Source organism: Oryzifoliimicrobium ureilyticum, assembly GCF_037199735.1.
Taxonomy (GTDB): Bacteria; Pseudomonadota; Alphaproteobacteria; order Rhizobiales; family Rhizobiaceae; genus Rhizobium; species Rhizobium ureilyticus.
Genome location: NZ_JBBBVQ010000017.1, coordinates 94139 through 111762, shown reverse-complemented (window position 1 = coordinate 111762; position 17624 = coordinate 94139). Strand labels below are relative to the sequence as shown.

The following is a 17624-nucleotide window of genomic DNA, read 5'->3' as shown; positions in this document are numbered from 1 at the left end:
AACCGAGGCACGGCGGCGCCGAGCGTTCGTCAGCCCGTCTAAGCATCCAGAAATAAGTGAGAGTAGCTGCGCCTCACACGGCTGACCCTACGGAAATCAATTTCGTTTCGCCTGTCGATGCGATAGAAGTTTACCTCCGGTCGCAGCCCACCCGGTCAAAACAAGGGAAGTAATATGAAAACTGTTGTCGTATGTTCCGGCGGTCTCGATTCCGTATCGCTCGCGCATCGGATCGCTGCAGACCATGATTTGGTTCTGCTCCTGTCTTTCAATTATGGCCAGCGACATGTCCGCGAGCTTGACTACGCGGCAGCCTGCGCGGCGCGGCTTGGCGTTCCGCATGAAGTTATCGATATGCGCAACATCGGTAACCGGCTCACGGGCTCAGCCTTGACGGATGATGTCGATGTACCCGACGGCCATTATGCCGAGGAGACCATGAAATCAACGGTTGTTCCTAACAGAAATGCGATCATGCTGACGATCGCGTTCGGGATTGCGGCTGCCCGCAAGGCCGATAACGTCGCAATCGCGGTTCATGGCGGCGATCACTTTATCTATCCCGATTGTCGGCCCGACTTCATTGACGCGTTCCAAGCGATGCAGAACCGCGCGCTTGACGGTTATGCATCGGTGCGGTTGCTCGCCCCATACGTCAACCAAACAAAGGCAGATATTGTCGCTGACGGTGCAAGGCATCATACGCCCTTTGCCGAGACTTGGTCGTGCTACAAAGGCGGTCAGCACCACTGCGGGCGTTGTGGGACTTGCGTCGAACGGCGAGAGGCCTTTCACCTTGCCGGGGTGGAAGACCCGACGGAATACGAGGACCCTGATTTCTGGAAGGCAGTGACCGAGGATTTCGATAGAAGGGAAAATGAGACAAGCCGATAATGTTTTACGCTGGCTCCTTATGCCAATAGGAGAAAATGCGGAGGTTTCGAAAGCTATGGTCAATGCCCTGCAACTGCCTTCGAAGCGCTTTTGCTTCTCCGGCTTCACAGGCTACCCAGAGGCCTGTAAAATTCCTGTTCTTCTCTGCTTCTGAGAAAACATGATCGGCAAGCCTGCTTTGCCGACCGTTTCTGAGCAGCCAGTTGACCTCGACCTCTGCACGGCTAGGCATTGCCAGTATATCCGCCTCGGTTTCAGCTTCGCAGATCACCTTTACCGAGGCCTCTGGATCAAGGGACGCTAAGATGCGGGCGATTGCGGGAAGAGCGGTTTCGTCGCCCGCAATAAGAGCTGTATCAGAATGGCTGTAGCCGCCACCGCATGGGCCTGCAGCCCCGAGACATTCCCCGATCAATGCGCGCTTTGCCCATTCAGTGCCGGCGCCATCTTCGTCATGAAGAACGAAATCGACGACGAGGGTCGACGTCTGTTCATCGAATTGTCGAACCGTGTAAACACGCCAGATCGGTTTGATGGGACAGCCTGATTGGGACGCTTGCGACACCTCATTAAAGTTCATGAGAAGCCGAAGATGCATCTGCTCCATTGTGTTAAAGCGATGCACATGACGCGTTAGGAAGCTTATTCTGCGCAGGCGCGGGCTTATGTCTTCGGTGGACGCAACTGTTAAAATACAGAAACTTGGAGGCATGCCGGTGAGGGTGTGATCGTCCCATAAGATCTCAGCGACATCAGCTCCGCCAGCTTCCTGGATCGCTTCATCGAGCCAGACTTTCGTAAAATAAAGCCGTTCCAGATCCGCACTAGCGAGATCTATGCGAATGCCGTCATGCGCGGTGATTAAGCGCGCAGAGAGATCGGGAAGATCAACATTGAGGCCAGTTTTGTCTCTTCGCGCCACGATCTCATGGTCTTGAAGATGCCGGGAAAGACGGTCCAGAAGGAAGTCCCGCTCAAGCACGGGAATGGTTCCGTATAGATGGTGCGCGCCGAGTTCGCTCGCCTGATCACGGTTCTTAGTTACGAGCTTTTTCATGGCGAGCCCCTGTCAGCGGGATGCCACAACCTGCTGGAGAAAAAATGTTGTCGCGTTATCGACATGATGGCCGCCCGCTTCCCTGGCAGCTCGGCGGTGCGGATATGAGAAAACCCGGAGAGCTGTAGGTTCTTCAGTTGGCGATGATGCGAGGCGCTCGGCTCCTGCACCACCGCCTGGGTTCGCGGATCGGATAGAAACATGAGATGCAAGAGCGAGGGGAGCCAAGCGGTAAACCATTGCCTTCCGCGAAAACGCTCTTCACCCACGATGACGTGACAGCCACGATCATAATCACGGGCGCTGCAGTAAGGACCGATTATATCTTCCTTCGCCCAATAAATTTCAAAATAGGAGAAGGCTTCGTCTTCAAAGCGGCCTATCAGCGGGATCACATGCGGGTCCTCGATCATCCGCGTGAGATAGCGCTCGTGATCGGCAAGACTGCCGGCTTCATTCCAGAACTCATTGACGCGCGATTGATTGAGCCAGCCATGAAGACATGAAAGATCGTCCAGCGTGGCGACGTCAAACGACAAGCTACCATGCAGCCATGGGATATAGCGCTGGTAGAGCAGGCCCCTTGGTTTTGGTGGGCGTATCGGATGTTCGATCTGCCCCGTCACGATGTCCAAACGCGGATAGGGGGAGGATATGGCGGGCATCCACAAGGCCGCATGCTGCCAGAACATTTCAGCAAGTACACGCGCCACCGTACCGTCTCTTGACGGCGGAAGGGCAAGACCTGCTTCCAGCAGATGCGGAAGAAGAGCGTGCCAGCCCGACCCCAACAATGTCAGGCACCGAAGGTCTCTTTGCGTGGCAAACAGCGCTTCGATTACCCCGCAAGCCATGTGCAAAAGCAGATCGTCATTTGTGTCTTCGTCGATGAGAGCAAGCCCGTCATCGACGCGTTCGAATATCGCAGAGTTACCCTTGCCGGCAGAGACATGGATCATCCTTTCCGAAAGGCTGACCTCCACCGGCCCATCTGGATGGCGCAGCATGGCGCGAAAATGCGCTTGCGCCTTATCATCCAGCGTGTCCGGGCGATCCGTCGCCTGCCTTTGCAACGAGCGATCCATCAGAAGACCTTGGAAACCGAGATGGCAAAGGTCCGTCCGCGCCCCTTGTAGTCAAACACGGCTTCATTGGCGAGCGCACCGTACAGCGCTTTGGCGCGGGACCCCCAGATGGTGGTATATTCGGTATCGAAGAGGTTCTGAATGCCGAAATTCACCGTCGTATCGGTATTGTCGAAGGTGTAGCTGCCGGTAAGATCAAAAAGCGTATAGCCGTCGATCTTAAAATTATCGGCATCGGTGAGGTCAAAGACATGCTGGCCGGAAAGCTTTAGGCTAAGCGCGTCATTGGTCCAGCCCACATAGCCGCCGAGCTTCGAAACGCTGGCCGTTGCAATGGAACCTTTTTCCCATCCGTCAGACCCTTTGACGTCTGTGCGGACCCACTGGCCGAGAACACCGACATCGAAGCCGTGATCGAGTTTCATGCCGGCTTTGCCCTCAATCCCATAGACGCGACGATCCTGATTGACGACATCGATTGTCAGGTTCTGGCGGTTGAGGTTGATGGATTTATCGGACAGGGAATAATAGGCGGCGCTTTCCAGGTTGTAGGTGCCGTCGTCAAAGCGATAGCCGATCTCGAACGAATTTGTCTTGATCGCCTGCAATGCCGATTGGCTGACATTCACGCTGTCCAAGAGAGTATAGCGGCCACCGGAAAGCGAATAGACGCCCACCCCATAATATTTGGCCGGGTCGGGCAGTTCAAAGCCTTGGCTAAAATTTGCGTAAACCTGTTGGGTCGGTGTCAGTTCATAACTTACGCCTGCATTGAAGAGCGCATCGTCGTAGCTGACGCTGCCCCCTGGGATTGCATCCGCGGACTGAGCCCGTCCTTGCAGGATTGCCACCTGCTGTGCAGCCCCAACGAAGTCGGAGACCTCCGTGTGAACGAACTGATAACGGACCCCGCCGCTCAACGTCAGTTTATCGGTTGCCTCATAGGATGCTTCAGCAAAGCCTGCCACGGTCGAGACGTCGATGCCGGGATAAAGTCCGGTGATGCCCATCGTCTCGAATTTCATGCCGCCGGTGCGCGCCGCGGTCGCCATGTCGAACACATTTTGGCTGGAAGAGAATGAATCGTAGTCTGCGTCAATGCCGTATGTAATTTTGAGCCTATCGGTCGGCTCGGCAACAAGCGCTGCCTTGATGGCGTAGTAATCGGTATCTTGGGAGCTTCCGGCAAAATAGCTGCCTGATGGGAACGGGTTGAATTGAAGCCGCTCACTGCGGAACGAGCCTTGCAAGAGGAGTTGCTGGCCCAGAACATCTTCGTCTGTATAGGTGGCATTGATCATCGAGCGGCGCGTCGATGGATTGAAGTCGGACTCGTAGCCATCGCGCGTTTCGAAGAGTCTCGGATTGGTCAGCGCGGCGAAATTGGGTCCATAGTATAGGCCGTAATCGGAATCTTGCTTACTGTCGAAATACTGGCCCGTCAGTTCGAGTCGACGCTGATCGTCAAACTGCAAGCCGACCGATCCCATGAGGTCAAGCCGCTTGTTAAATGCCGTCGACGTTTGGGTAATATCAGGGATGAGCATAGTGCCGTTGCCATCATAATAAGCACCGGTATTTTGCGCTGCGATCGAAAACCGGCCGTCCCAGTTTTCTCCCTTGTAGGTCATCGCTCCCGCTACGTTACGATCGAAGTCTTTATGACCGGCAAAGCCGCTGCCTGCTCCAGCAGTCACCTCGGTATGAAAGCCATCGCCTGCATCCTTACCCTTCTTCGTTATAATATTGATGATCCCGCCCGTTGCGTTGCCGCCGTAGATCGCCGTTGCGCCAGACAGGACTTCAACGCGTTCGATGTTGAAAGGATCGATCGCATCGAACTGGCGGCTTAGACCGCGGGCCGAATTCATTGAAACGCCATCAATCAAGACAAGCGCACTGCGGCCGCGAAGATTTTGCCCGTAAGAGGTTCTCGCGCCTTCACTTGCGGGATCAAAGCTCGGCACCTTATCGGCAAGGATCTGCTGGAGGTTCTTTCCAGAACGCGCTTCTGCCTCGATCTCCTTGCTGTCGACGACGTAAATCGTTTTGGCGGTCTCGGAAATCTGCTGCGGCGCGCGCCCGCCCGTCACAACAATGGCATCCAGGCTGGTCGGGGACTGCGTGCTTCCGTCGTTTCCGCGTTTTGCAGGCTCTGAACTGCCTGTATCCTGCGCTTCAACGCCGGTGCTTACCAATGCTGCCAATGTCAGCGCAAACAAACCTGCGCCGCGACTTCCCGATCTACCCATAATGCCCCCTGACACAAAAACCGCACGGCAGCTTTGTCGACCGACGCGATTCACAAATACAAGACTATTTAAGTCATGTTTTATGAGGTAAGGAGCAACGTCCGCTTGGAGAAATGCGAACTCGATTTGGACAGATGCGAACGTCCACGGGAAACGGAGGTCACAGAATGGGAATGGTCAGACCGATGAAGTTTGGGGCACTTTCCCTTCCCGATCGCGAAAGCCGTATGGTTTGCCGCAGCATCTTGCTCGACATGCTTGGTGAAGCGACACTTAACGTGATGGACGGCGATCTCACAGGTGTGACGGGTCTGTTCTGGAAATATATTTCACTTTCCTTGACGACCATCTATTTTCCAAAATCCGCACTTCATCTGTCGGCGAGCGGCGTCAACAGCGCTGATATTGTCATTTTAAGAGCGATCGATGGGCCGCTTTCCGTACGCCATCGGAAGGTATTGGCGCAATTGCAGCCGCGTGATGTGATCTTCGTTCCGGCTGACGCTGCCTGCGAGATCACGCTGTCCAACGGCGGACGGCTGGATCTGGCGCATCTTCCAGGCTATGCGATGGGTGCGATCCGTGACCGCTTGAAACCCTTATGCATGCAGATTTTGCCGGCGGATTGCCTGCCGCTCGGGCTTTTGACGAACTATGCCGGCTATCTCCTGCGCCAAGAATATCAGAGCGAGCGCGAGGCTGCGATGATGGTGGCGCATTTCTACGATCTTCTTCCGATCCTGATCCGCCAGATCAGTTCTGATTCTCTCGAAAATTTACCGCAGGGTCGTCTTTCGTCGATCAAATCGATCATTGAAGCGAATATGGCAAGATCCGGCTTTTCCATCTCGGATGTCGCCGATGCGCAAGGAATCACGACACGCGCTGTGCAGAAATTCTTCAGTCGGGAAGGAACAACCTTTTCCAGATATGTGCTCGAGCGGCGTTTGGAGCTCGCAAAATCCATGATGCTGACGGAGGGCGGCAGCCTTTCCATCAGTCAGATCGCTTACAGCGTGGGTTTCAACGACCTCTCTTACTTCAATCGCACATTCCGATCACGCTACGGCGTGCGCCCCTCTGATCTGCGCCGCGCCGCAGCCTCGCAACTTTAGGAAGCATGCCTAACCGCTCATCAACGTCCTGTTAACGGTTCATTGACCATAATCACCGCAACCGCCCCGCATCCTAACAGTAACGGATGTTTGTTTTTCCTGCCGAGAACGGGTTTTTGTGGTGTCTGATTGTGCGATGAATATGTCCGGAATGAAGGCGTTTGCGGAAACGGCGGCCTCACTCTTCAATTCGCTTCGGCAGCGTGTAGCGCAAGCGGCGTTGACCCTTCTCTGTGCGGCTGCTGTATGTCTCGGTTCCACCGAACTCGCCTCTGCCGAAGAGAGAGCCTTGAAGCTCTTCTTCACTCATACCGGTGAGAAGGCCACGATCACCTTCAAGCGGGACGGACGTTTCGACCCGCGCGGCCTTACCCAGATCAATCGGTTTCTGCGCGACTGGCGCAAAAACGAGCCGGCGCGCATGGATCCACGCCTTCTCGATCTCGTCTGGGAGGTTTACCGCCGTAGCGGCGGGACAGACTATATTCATATCGTCTCGGCCTACCGCTCGCCGTCTACAAACAACATGTTGCGCTCGCGCTCACGAAACACGGGCGTTGCCAAGAACAGCCAGCACACGCTCGGCAAAGCGATGGATTTCTATATTCCAGGCGTGAAGCTGTCTACGTTGCGCGCCATCGCCATGCAGATGCAGGTTGGCGGCGTCGGATTTTACCCGCGCTCTGGATCGCCCTTCGTGCATCTTGATGTCGGTAATGTGCGAGCCTGGCCTCGCATGTCGCGTCAGGAACTGGCGCAGCTTTTTCCCAATGGACGCACGCTTCATCTGCCGGCTGCTGGCGGACCTTTGCCGGGTTACGAGCAAGCAGTCGCCGCTTCCAGAAAGCGCGGCGCTCGCTCGGCGATCGAGATTGCACGGGTGGACGATGCGGATGAAGATGATGCGTCCGCGACCGAGCGTCCGCGCCTCGGCCTTGCTACCGCGCTCCTTCCCGTCCCAGGAAATCGTAACCAGGCATTGAGTGAGGTCAATCGACAGTCGATCGTAAAAACAATGCCGACGGAAACAAAGCCAGACTTTGCCGTTCCCTTGCCATCCATGCGACCATCAGGTCTGACTGCAGTGCTCGAACCGGACAAGGCGCTCGTGACGGCGTCGATTGCACCAGTGACGGTTAAGCCTGAGTTCAACGATCTTGCAAAAGCTCGAAGCCAATGGGGCGCAACGCCTCGCAGCGCGACGCGCTCACCGCTTCACAAGCCCGAGATGATCGCCTTTCTGCCGAGCGCGCGGGCCGTAGAGGTTGATGGCGGCGTCGGCGATATCTCGGACAAGGCGCTGAAGAGTTGGGCCTTGCATAAGCAGGGCGCTGCCATCGGTCTGCGCGCCCCTCGTTTCTGGCGGGTTCATAAAAATCTGATCGAGACCCCTTCCAGCGGAACGACTGGAACCGCGCCCGCATCCTTCAAAATCGAGCGCTTCGGCTAAACGCCACCGCCGGCTAGACGGCGTTACGTTCCATCTTGAGCGCGGCGCGTTTGGCAGAAGGCGCCGCGCATCAAGCCTTAGGCTGCGTCGCTGCGCCGTTCAAAGGCGAGAAGGGGGTTTCTGACGACACCCTGAAAATCTGGGACCGGGCGCTCGTCATCATCAGCATAGCCATGGGTGAAGAGCCGGACGCGGTTGAGGCAAAGGCGCGGGTAATCTTCTCCAAACAAGTCGAAGATCGCAAATCGTTCCGATAGATCCGGAAAGCGAGCTTGATAGCGCAGGACGCTGTCTCTGGCGAGCGACCAGAATTGCGCTTCCGTCAGCCCGCAGCGCTGATCCAGAAGCACCGAAATATAGCGGAACACGCAAATGAAGAGCGTGGTTTGGATGAAATGGATCACAAAGTCGGCGGGCAAGCGCAAGAGAACCTTACTGACCTGCGGTGGCAGGGAGGCCGTTTCCGGAAAATCTTCGTCGCAGACGATCACGTCGTCGATGAAATCGCGCAGTGCCAGCCGTTGCGGAACGCCGTTCTTCAGGACCAGGATGGCGTTTTGACCGTGCGCCGAGAAGGCAAGACCGTGACGGGCCAGAAGATGATAGACGGGCGGAATGACGGTATCGAAGAATGCCTGCATCCAGTCAGAGAGCGAAAGCCCGGATTTTTCCGCCAGAGCCTGGACGACGGGTTTGCCGTCGACGCCCTTATGCAGCAATCCAGCAAGCGGCATGCCCATTTCACCCTCGCAGAGATGTGGGGTCAGGCTGTCACGCCACAGGCATCCGAGCATCTCGTTGAATTGGTAGGGTGCTCCATCGATCTGCGCATATTGCGGGTGAGCATAATGCATTCCCGCTCGTTCGCCGAGGAGAATGAGACCGCACTTTTCCGACAGGTAACGATCTTTCACCAGAAGCTCGTCGAGCCAAGTCGTCAATGGCGCGGCAGTCAGCGCTCGTTTGCCGGGGATGCCGCGATAGACTGCAGTGTTCAAGATCGTCATGCACAGCTTCAGCGTCGACTTTTCGGGATGCGTTGCATTCGAGAGCGTGCGAATGGATTGCTGCGGAAGATAAAGATCATCTCCCAATCCCAGCGGCACGATCTGACCGCTCGCGATGTCGGCAGCAAAATGCGGCACGATCATATGATCCCATTGCCAAGGATGGACTGGCATCATGAAATGGCTGGTTGTGGATCCGCCTTGTTGTTCAAGCTTTCCAACGAAAGCTTTGAAGCGTTCCGCACCGAGAGCCTCTCGAGCCAATCCGTCGTTCGACAGACCAGCCTCTGCTACGAATTTCGCTCTATCCTTGGAGACGCCGATCCAGAAAATCTGCGTTGGTGTCCGGTTTTCGGGCGTATAGGCAAGGTAGTCGGCATAGCCAAGGCCAATACGACCCTTGCTGACCGTGACCCAGGGATGGCCGGTCGTTTCGCCTTCCATGTGGGTATCATCGAGATGGGTCAGGGCACTTGCCGTTTTGTCGGCACGCGCCGCTATGTGAGCATCTGACAAGAGCGTATTGCCGAGCTCCTTAATGAAATGCGCGACGGTCATGGGTTTAACGCCTAGATGGGGCAGGATCTCCGCGCAAAAAGCAAGCGGATCGGCGATGGGTTGCTCCCCAGAACTGTCGGTTTTTCTGATGCTGTCAGGCTCGACCACGAGATTGTCGAAGACGTAGGCTTTCGCTCTGAAGCGATAGGATAAAGGACCGACATCAAAACGATAAAGTCCGGGCCGTTCAGTCTTCACATCGAAAACCCGCTCATAGGCAAATTCCTCGATCGTCTTGGCCAGCAGCTGCGCGGAAACCGTTCTCCAAAGCTCGGGTTTAAACGCTGCAGCGAGGAGTGTTGTGTCAGGACGCTTGTGCATAGAGATCTCCTTTCTGGGCCGGCAAGCCGAAGTTCTGGAACGACATGGACGTATCGACGCGGTAATGCGCGCGGCCCAGCAGCTGATTGAGGATGACCGCGTTGCGGAATGCGCCAAGACCAAGATCGGGCGCGCCGACACCATGGTGGAAGGTTTCGGCATTTTGGATGAAGACGTTGGCTTTGCCCTGCGTCCGACGCTTGGCGCGGAAGTCGGCATCCACGATGAGGTCGCCCCTGTCGCAGGTTTGCAAGAGGTCCTGTTTCAACCCCTCGATCCATGAGGGCCAGGCGTGACGGTAGCCGGTGGCTGCGATCACGGCATCCGTCTCAACCGTTGTACGCTGGTCGAGATGCCGGTGATGAAGGCCAAGCCGCAGGCTGCCGGCCGTCGTGGTCTCCAGCGTCTCTACGGCGCAGTTCGACACAAGCGAGAGACCTGGGTCCCGACCACCGACCGAGCGCTCGTACAGCAGATCAAAAATCTGGCCGATCGTGCCAAAGCTGATGCCTTTATACAGCAGGCCCTGATTGGCGACGATGCTGCGCCGCGCTTCTGGGGCAATATCGTGGAAGTGACGCATGTAATCGGGTGTGAAATACTCCAGACCAAGCTTGGAATATTCCATCGGGAAGAAACCCGGTGAACGGGTGATCCATTGAAGCGAGGCGCCTGCTGCAACAAGCTCAGGTGTCAATTCATTGAAGATCGACAGAACGCATTCGGCCGCGCTCTGACCCGAGCCAATAACGGTTATCCGCCGCCGCTTTCCCAGCTCACCGCGACGATTGGCAAATTCAGCAGAATGGAAGACAGGCGCATTCGTCTTGATCTTTGCCCATTCAGGCAGCCAAGGTGCTGTGCCGATCCCGACTGCAATATGTCGGGCGTGGTAGCGATGTGGCTGCCCCGCCGGCCCATGGCTCTCAATCGTGAACACATCATTGTTTGCGTCATAGTCGACGTGCTTAACCTCCTCGCCGAAGCGGCATGAAGAAAGACGCTGCGAAGCCCAACGGCAGTAATGATCATATTCCTCTCGCGGGATCATGAAGTTCTCGTAAAAATAGAACTTATAGAGACGGTCATGGACCGCAAGATAATTCAGGAAGCTGAGAGGGTGGGTTGGGTCCGCCATGGTGACGAGATCAGCCATGAACGGCACTTGAAGTGTCGTGCCGGGCAAGATCATGCCCTCATGCCAGCGGAAGGCCGGTTTGCGCTCAAGGAAGACGCCGTTCAAAGCGGCGTGCGATGACATCAACGCGGCGAGACCGAGATTGAAAGGTCCAATGCCGATACCGGCAAGGTCATAATGGATCATGATTAAAGTCCGAATTGTTCGATAAAGCGGTCGCGGTAGCAGAACATCAGCTTGGCGCGCTTGTCCGGCAGGTCGATTTCACCTTGCTCTTCGAAGCCGCACACAGGTGCGTAACGGAGCAAGCGACGTGCTTTAACGCTCGGCTCGCCTACCACCTTCTTGGTTCCAAGATCATCGAGGAAAAGATAGCGGGTGAAGGCACGAATAAGGGCAGGGGCAATACCCCGTCCGAAAAAGTCCGGCTCGCCGACCAGCATGTGCCAGCCGCGATCCTTTTCCTCCGCTGGATAATAGCGGCCCAAAATGTCGTCTTTGGCCCAATAGGCCTCCCAATAACTCATCGGGATACCATCGATCATGCCGATGTAAGGGTCCTGATGTGGATCCTTCAGGTTTGTATCGATGTAGGTGCCAATCTCTTCGATTGGCTTTGCCATCTTCCATTGCGGGACGACATGAGGGCGGTTCATCCAACGCCATAGAAGCTCAAGGTCGCGCTCTTTGTCGAGCAGCCGAAAGCTGATGGTTTTTCCAATATCAGCATCGAACCGCCGATAGGCGAGCCTGGCGCTGCCGCTGACGTCAAGCATTGGCAAGGACCTTTTCGCTTTGATAAAGGGGATTGCCGATTTCCAGGTACACAGATTGTGTTTCAAGCGGCCCCACCAGTTCGTCCATTTTGGCAAGTCGTGTGCGAAGGTTGGCTTTGCACTGGAGGACAGGGGCGAGCATCTTGCGGACGAGATGAGAGTTTGCGCCCTCAAGCGCTTCGAGGCGCAGGAGTTCCTCACGCAGCATGTCGAGCAGCTTTTCTTCTGCAATAAGGTGTTCACGGCCGATCGCACCGATCATTCCGAAAACCGAATTGATGAAGCCGTAATAGAGGAGGCGCTCGTCAACGGCCTCTTCGCCAAACACGGACTCGCTGCGATCACCAATTCCAGGCAAGTGCTCGACCAGCATTTTGTGGGCACGATCATGATGGAAAAAGCCCTGGTTGTCGCGATAGAACACGCCGAGCGGATACCCGTTTTCGATTTCCACCAGCGTATTTTGCTGGTGTGCCTCCGTTGCGATGCCAAAGCGCAAATAGATGCCGAAGACCGGCCGAACGAAAACCTTCAGAAAACGAGCGAACCAATCCTGCGCGACCGCGTCGGTCAGCCGTCCCTCTTGATAAGCTTTGCTGCGAATAAGTGCGCCCACCCTGCTGCCTCTACCAGGCAGGTGTTCGCAAAGCGCAGCCAGCAGGGTAACATTGCGACTGGCGTCGGCTCCGACGAACGGATTTTCGCGGAAGGACACGGAAAGCCCGTCAACGACCTCGCCATCGATTTTTACGCCCATGAAGGCAGGGTCTGGGATAAATGTCAGTCCAGGATATGACGAGGAGAACTCCTGCCAGATGCGATGACGGCGGAAGCGGTACATATCGTCGCCGCGATGCAGTTCTCGTGCGAGATTGATGCGCACAGAATTCGTGATTCCGATCCCAAGCGAGAGCTTCAGCATAAAGGGCGCGTCAGCACGATAGAGCGTGCGCACGGATGATGTCGCAAGCCAAGGTTTCCCAGCTTCGCCGCAGTCGACAAGATTTCCCGCCTGGGCGAGCGCAGCGATGGCCGGATCTTTCAGCATTTCCTCTGCCTGCCAGGGATGCACTGGCAGGAGCGCAAAATCACCCTTAGGAAGCCGTGCTTTTACGCTTTCCAGCTCCGACCCCAAACTTTCCGCTAGCCAATCTTCGGGGGATGGCGCGCCGCTGGAGTGACCGCTGTGGACGTAGCTGCGTTCAACAGCAAACCAACGCAGCGGAAAAGCGCCGCAAAATTCCGGCGAGTAACGCCTTGCTTGTGCATCCGTCATACCGTCGCGGCTCTTGGGGCAAGGGTGAATACCGTGACCTGCTATCAATCCTTGCTCTGCCGCGATGAAAGAAACTTCTTCGCCGATAAGTGCCTCGAGGTCCGTCGCCCGCCCTTCCAGCGCAGCGCTGATATTCCGCCGGCTTTCATGGGCGCGCCGAAGCATGTCGTCCTTGCCGCTACGGGCCTCGGCGGCGGGTTCCAACTCTTCAATCAGGATATCAATGGCGTCCGCAGCAGATAGATTCTCTTGACCGCGCGGCCCATGGAGGCGGACCGGCGCGCCGAAGAGGTGATGGCCTGTCTTCGAGCGATAAAGGATGGGAACCTCCATCTTGCCGCCGCTGGCAAAGTCGATGGTGAGGAGGTCGCCGGAGGATATCTTCGTCCAGCGGATTTGCTGCGCATATTCACGCGCCACGCAATTAAGAAGCGAACGAAGTGCAAGAACGGCAGCAGTTTCAGAATGCATGATGGGTCTCCAGATCGTGCAGGATGGTTTCCAGCGCGTCCAGCACGCCGGCAACGACCTCCAAGGTCGAGTTCGGGTTCAACATCGTCAGTTTGAAATGAACTCGCCCATCAAGGACCGTTGTGGCAATTGCAGCTATGCCATTTTGGAATAGGCGTGCTCTCGCCTTGAGGCTGAGCCCATCGGCGCGAACAGGACCGGCGGGCGACAGATACCGAAAGACGACGGTGGAAAGCTGCGGTGTCACGGCAAGCGCAAAACAACGGCGCTTTGAAATAGCCTCGGCTGCGTCTTTCGCGTTCTCCAGCGTCCTTGAAATCAGCCGATCAAGACCATTTCTCCCTAAGGAGCGGGCGGTGATAAGCAATTTCAGCGCATCGCTGCGTCGCGTTGTCTGAATGGAGCGTTCGACTAGATTGGGTGCATCCGCAAAAACGGGATCTTCGGGGTTCAGGTAATCGGCTTTGGTGGCAAGCGGCGCAAAGCTTGCACCGTCGGCCACGAGCAAGGCGCCGCAGCTGATGGGTTGGAAGAGCATTTTATGGAAGTCGAGTGCGACGGACTGTGCGCGATGAAGTCCGGATAATTTGTCACGATGCCTGGAGAAAAGAAGTCCGCCTCCATAGGCCGCATCGACATGCATCCAGATCCCGAAGCGGTCTGCAACATCAGCTATATCAGCGATGGGATCAATGGTGCCGAGGTCTGTTGTCCCGGCGGTTGCAGCAATAGCGACCGGCAAGCGGCCACTGTCCAATGCGGTGGCTATGGCTTTCGCAAGCGCCTCCACCCGCATACGTCCTTCTTCATCTGTTTCCACCTTCACGACGGCATCCGCCGGCATGCCAATGATGGATGCCCCTTTGGCAATGCTGAAATGCGAATGCTCTGAGGTGAAGATAACGCCTTTGCGCCGGGCCTCGGGGCCGCTTTTTTCTGCTGCCAGATGAAGTGCGGTCAGGTTGGACTGGCTGCCGCCGCTGGTAAAGCTTCCGCTGGCTTGCGACGGCAGGCCGGCCAGACCAACGAGCCAGTTGATCACATGGTCTTCGACAAGGGTTGCAAAGGGCGACTGATCCCATGAATCCAGCGACTGGTTCGTGGCAGTGATGAGAACCTCGGCCGCCAGGGCGGGGATGGCGACGGGGCAATGAAGATGCGCCATCGCGGCCGGATGGCCGACGTCAAGGCTATGGGCGATCGCCGCTGGCCCGATCTCCGCCAACGCCGCTTCCGTCCCGATACCGATCTCAGGCATTGGATCGAGTTCGCCGATAAAATAGCTTAGTGCAGGAATATCGGCGCCTGAATAAGGGCTTGTGGAGGTACTCGTCGCAGCTACGAGATCGGCGGCCAACAGAACGGCTTTGCGAAACGCGCGCCGGGAAATGTTGTCCTTGCTAAGGACTTGAAGCGCAAACCCCTCATGAGCGTCTTCCGCTATCCGCGATATGGCCAAATTAGTGCTCATGCTGCCTTGCGCTCCAGGCGCTGGAAGGCTGAGCCCAGGATGTCGACGACAAGGCCGAGGTCTTCGTCCGAAATTGTCAGTGGTGGCAGAAGGCGCAGCACGCTTCCATGACGCCCACCTGCTTCGATGATCAGCCCTTTGCGGAACGCATCCGCCTGCACGGCACGAGCAAATTGCGGCCCGAACGGAGGATGTCCGAGACCATCTGGCGCGCCATAGGGATCGACGACTTCAATCCCCAGCATCAATCCTTCGCCACGAACCTCACCGATGAACGGCGAGTAGGCTGCGATCCGTTCCAGCTCACTGCGAAGACGTCCGCCGGCCTCTGCTGCGCGCTCCACCAAGCCGGATTGGCGAATGACGTCGAAGGTTTTGGAACCTGCGGCCATCGCCATCTGGTTGCCGCGGAACGTGCCTGCATGAGCGCCCGGTTTCCAGGTGTCGAGCTCATCGCGATAGACGATGACGGCCAGCGGCAGACCACCGCCGATCGCCTTTGACAGAACCAGGATATCAGGAATGATGCCAGCCTTCTGGAAGGCATAGAATCTTCCGGTACGCCCGATGCCACTTTGTACCTCGTCGATGATCAGGGGAATGCCAAGGTCCTTGGTAACGCGCCGGATTGTGCGCAGCCATTCCACTGGTGCAGGGATGACGCCGCCTTCACCTTGAATAGCCTCAAGAATAACAGCCGCCGGCTTGTTGATGCCGCCTTCAGGATCCGTCAAGGCACGCTCGAAATAGTCCGCAGCAAGCTTTGCCGTTTCCTCCCCGCCTCGGCCGAACGGGCACCGATAGGCATAGGGGTAGGGGAAGAAATGCGTTCCGCCCAACAACTGACCGACAGCTTCCTTTGGCCCGAGTGACCCCATCAGCGAGAGGGAGCCCTGCGACATACCGTGATAGGCGCCGCGGAAGCTGACGATATCATTTCGGCCTGTTGCGGTCTTTGCGAGCTTGATGGCCGCTTCTACGGCATCGGTCCCACTCGGCGAGCAAAACTGAATTTTTGCACCAGCACGCAGTCCTGCCGGCAATGTGTCGAGAAGATCTGCGATAAAGCGGTCTTTGACGGGTGTCGTAAGATCCAGCGTATGGAGCGGAAGTCCGGACCGCAGTACATCTTGAAGAGTCGCGATGATCTCTGGATGATTATGTCCAAGCGCGAGCGTTCCTGCGCCGGCAAGGCAATCGAGGTAGCTATTGCCTTCGACATCGATCAAACGACTGCCCAAAGCTGATTTGAGCGCCAGCGGAAAACGGCGTGGATAGCTGCGTGCATTTGATTCAAATTGCGACTGTCGGTTGAGGTAGAAGTCGTTGCTTGTCGTTACGAAAGCATCCATGGGAAGCTCCTCACGTGTTGACCGGATTGTCGTATTCGGTGTCAGGCGGCTGCGGGCACAGGCGTCCTGGCCTTGATCATGCCCAGAAACCAAATTGAAATTCCCACCCCGACAAGGGAGATGATGGAAGCGAGACTGAACAGAGCTGAATACCCTGCGAGATCAGCCAGATAGCCAGCGACGGACGCGCCAATCAGGTAGATCACGAGTTCAGCGCAGGTCAGAATGGTAAAGTCAGTGCCGGGCTGGTCGCTGGAGGCAGATTTCATGAAGAAGGAGTAGATGGCGACCAGTTCCATGTAGCGGATCAGTGTCTGGAATGCCGAAGCGCTCATCGCCACGGCCACTCCGGGCCATATGCCAAAGGCATTCATTGTGAAGGCGACAAAGCACAGTGTTCTCAGCCCACCGAGAAGGACGAGCGTTGCCATCAACCCCATCTTGCGGATGGTCAGAGCGGCGAGCGCGACGCCTAGGAGGCCGGCCGTCGCCGCCGCTGCGCCCGATAGATAGCCGATCAAGTCGGTCGGGACCTTAATGTCGACGAGATAAGCGCCTTCCATGCCACGCACGAGACCTTCGCTGGCGCGATAGGTAAGGGCAAATCCCAGGATCATCCAGGCATTCGGCCGGCGGAAAAAGCGCTTCAGACTGGGCTTCTCACGCCGGTCCTGCGGCTCTTGGTCCTTGTTCGTTTCCTGCATCCAGAGCGTCGCCAATACTGGTAGCAAGGCAAAGAAGGCGACAATCAAGATGGTCGGACGCCAGCCGATATGATGGAATAGAACAAGCGCCAGCGTGCCGCCGACGATAACGCCGAGCGCGACGGCACCGGCCTGCACGGCATTGCCGAGGGACCTGTTGGCATCGGTCAGGTGGCGCACAGCATAGCCGTCCGTTGCAATATCCTGAACCGAAGACAGGATTGTGATGGCAAGGCAGATCGTAAAAAGTAGGCTTGCCTGCTGCGGTTCGACGAATGCCAGCGAGGCAATGCCGCCCGCCACCAACAGTTGAGTCGGCGCAATCCAGCCGCGCCTGTGACCAAGTCTCGGTATCAGCGACCAGCGATCAACAAGCGGCGCGACGGCAAATTTCAATACGAGCGGCAGCATCAAAAGTGAAAAGAGGCCGATCGCGGTACGCGATGCCCCGCTTTCGCGCATGATCGGCGGAAGGGCGACGAGCAGGAGATAATTCGGAATCCCCTGTCCAAGATAAAGAGCGCCCAAGACCGAAAGAAGCTTTGCTCCGCCATTGGCTTCGCGTGAGGCCGTTGTGCTGCGGATATCCATCATGAGGCTGCCAATCCATCATTTGCGACGCCCCTGACGGGGCTCGTCTTAAACAAGAGTATTTTTATCATGTTTAAGCGCATGTCATTACGATGGCTTGGAGAAA

General features: G+C 56.6%; 13 protein-coding genes. 3 read left to right on the top strand and 10 right to left on the bottom strand.

Annotation, left to right across the window (positions count from 1 at the left end):
- Positions 1–174 precede the first annotated feature (174 nt).
- Entirely contained in the window at positions 175–894 is a 720-nt protein-coding gene (queC, locus tag VQ830_RS21050; protein WP_337270112.1) for a 7-cyano-7-deazaguanine synthase QueC, read from the top strand.
- Between the two features lie 4 nt (positions 895–898).
- Here queC and VQ830_RS21045 read toward each other — a convergent pair whose 3' ends face one another.
- From VQ830_RS21045 to rhtA, 3 genes are read right to left on the bottom strand one after another with little or no spacing between them, the layout of a single operon-like run.
- Positions 899–1951, bottom strand: coding sequence for a siderophore-interacting protein (locus VQ830_RS21045; protein WP_337270111.1), 1053 nt, complete (start codon positions 1949–1951; stop codon positions 899–901).
- Positions 1948–3036 (bottom strand): GNAT family N-acetyltransferase, encoded by a 1089-nt coding sequence (locus tag VQ830_RS21040; RefSeq protein WP_337270110.1) that lies wholly within the window; start codon positions 3034–3036, stop codon positions 1948–1950. The genes VQ830_RS21045 and VQ830_RS21040 overlap by 4 nt, the downstream gene beginning before the upstream one ends.
- Entirely contained in the window at positions 3036–5288 is a 2253-nt protein-coding gene (gene rhtA, locus VQ830_RS21035; RefSeq protein ID WP_337270109.1) for a TonB-dependent siderophore receptor RhtA, read from the bottom strand. The genes VQ830_RS21040 and rhtA overlap by 1 nt, the downstream gene beginning before the upstream one ends.
- 167 nt (positions 5289–5455) lie before the next feature.
- Here rhtA and rhrA point away from each other — a divergent pair, with 167 nt between their 5' ends.
- Together rhrA and VQ830_RS21025 are read left to right on the top strand one after the other, a co-directional pair.
- Positions 5456–6403 (top strand): rhizobactin biosynthesis transcriptional regulator RhrA, encoded by a 948-nt coding sequence (rhrA, locus tag VQ830_RS21030; protein WP_337270108.1) that lies wholly within the window; start codon positions 5456–5458, stop codon positions 6401–6403.
- A gap of 142 nt (positions 6404–6545) precedes the next feature.
- A complete protein-coding gene (locus tag VQ830_RS21025; RefSeq protein ID WP_438618398.1) occupies positions 6546–7853 on the top strand; it encodes a peptidoglycan L,D-endopeptidase MepK in 1308 nt (435 codons plus the stop codon).
- A 77-nt stretch (positions 7854–7930) separates the two neighbouring features.
- Here VQ830_RS21025 and VQ830_RS21020 read toward each other — a convergent pair whose 3' ends face one another.
- From VQ830_RS21020 to VQ830_RS20990, 7 genes are read right to left on the bottom strand one after another with little or no spacing between them, the layout of a single operon-like run.
- Complete coding sequence (locus tag VQ830_RS21020) at positions 7931–9739, bottom strand: IucA/IucC family protein (RefSeq protein ID WP_337270106.1); 1809 nt, start codon at positions 9737–9739, stop codon at positions 7931–7933.
- Positions 9723–11063, bottom strand: coding sequence for a rhizobactin siderophore biosynthesis protein RhbE (rhbE, locus tag VQ830_RS21015; RefSeq protein ID WP_337270105.1), 1341 nt, complete (start codon positions 11061–11063; stop codon positions 9723–9725). The genes VQ830_RS21020 and rhbE overlap by 17 nt, the downstream gene beginning before the upstream one ends.
- Before the next feature lie 2 nt (positions 11064–11065).
- Positions 11066–11653 carry a rhizobactin siderophore biosynthesis protein RhbD gene (rhbD, locus tag VQ830_RS21010; RefSeq protein ID WP_337270104.1) on the bottom strand — a complete coding sequence of 196 codons (588 nt, stop codon included), beginning with the start codon at positions 11651–11653 and terminating at the stop codon, positions 11066–11068.
- On the bottom strand, positions 11646–13400 hold the full coding sequence (locus tag VQ830_RS21005; RefSeq protein WP_337270103.1) for an IucA/IucC family protein: 1755 nt from the start codon (positions 13398–13400) through the stop codon (positions 11646–11648). Before VQ830_RS21005 ends, rhbD begins: the two co-directional genes overlap by 8 nt.
- On the bottom strand, positions 13390–14871 hold the full coding sequence (rhbB, locus tag VQ830_RS21000; RefSeq protein ID WP_337270102.1) for an L-2,4-diaminobutyrate decarboxylase: 1482 nt from the start codon (positions 14869–14871) through the stop codon (positions 13390–13392). Before rhbB ends, VQ830_RS21005 begins: the two co-directional genes overlap by 11 nt.
- Positions 14868–16223, bottom strand: a complete 1356-nt coding sequence (gene rhbA, locus VQ830_RS20995) for a diaminobutyrate--2-oxoglutarate transaminase (RefSeq protein ID WP_337270101.1) — start codon at positions 16221–16223, stop codon at positions 14868–14870. The genes rhbB and rhbA overlap by 4 nt, the downstream gene beginning before the upstream one ends.
- A gap of 41 nt (positions 16224–16264) precedes the next feature.
- On the bottom strand, positions 16265–17521 hold the full coding sequence (locus tag VQ830_RS20990) for a RhtX/FptX family siderophore transporter (RefSeq protein WP_337270100.1): 1257 nt from the start codon (positions 17519–17521) through the stop codon (positions 16265–16267).
- Positions 17522–17624: the final 103 nt, after the last annotated feature.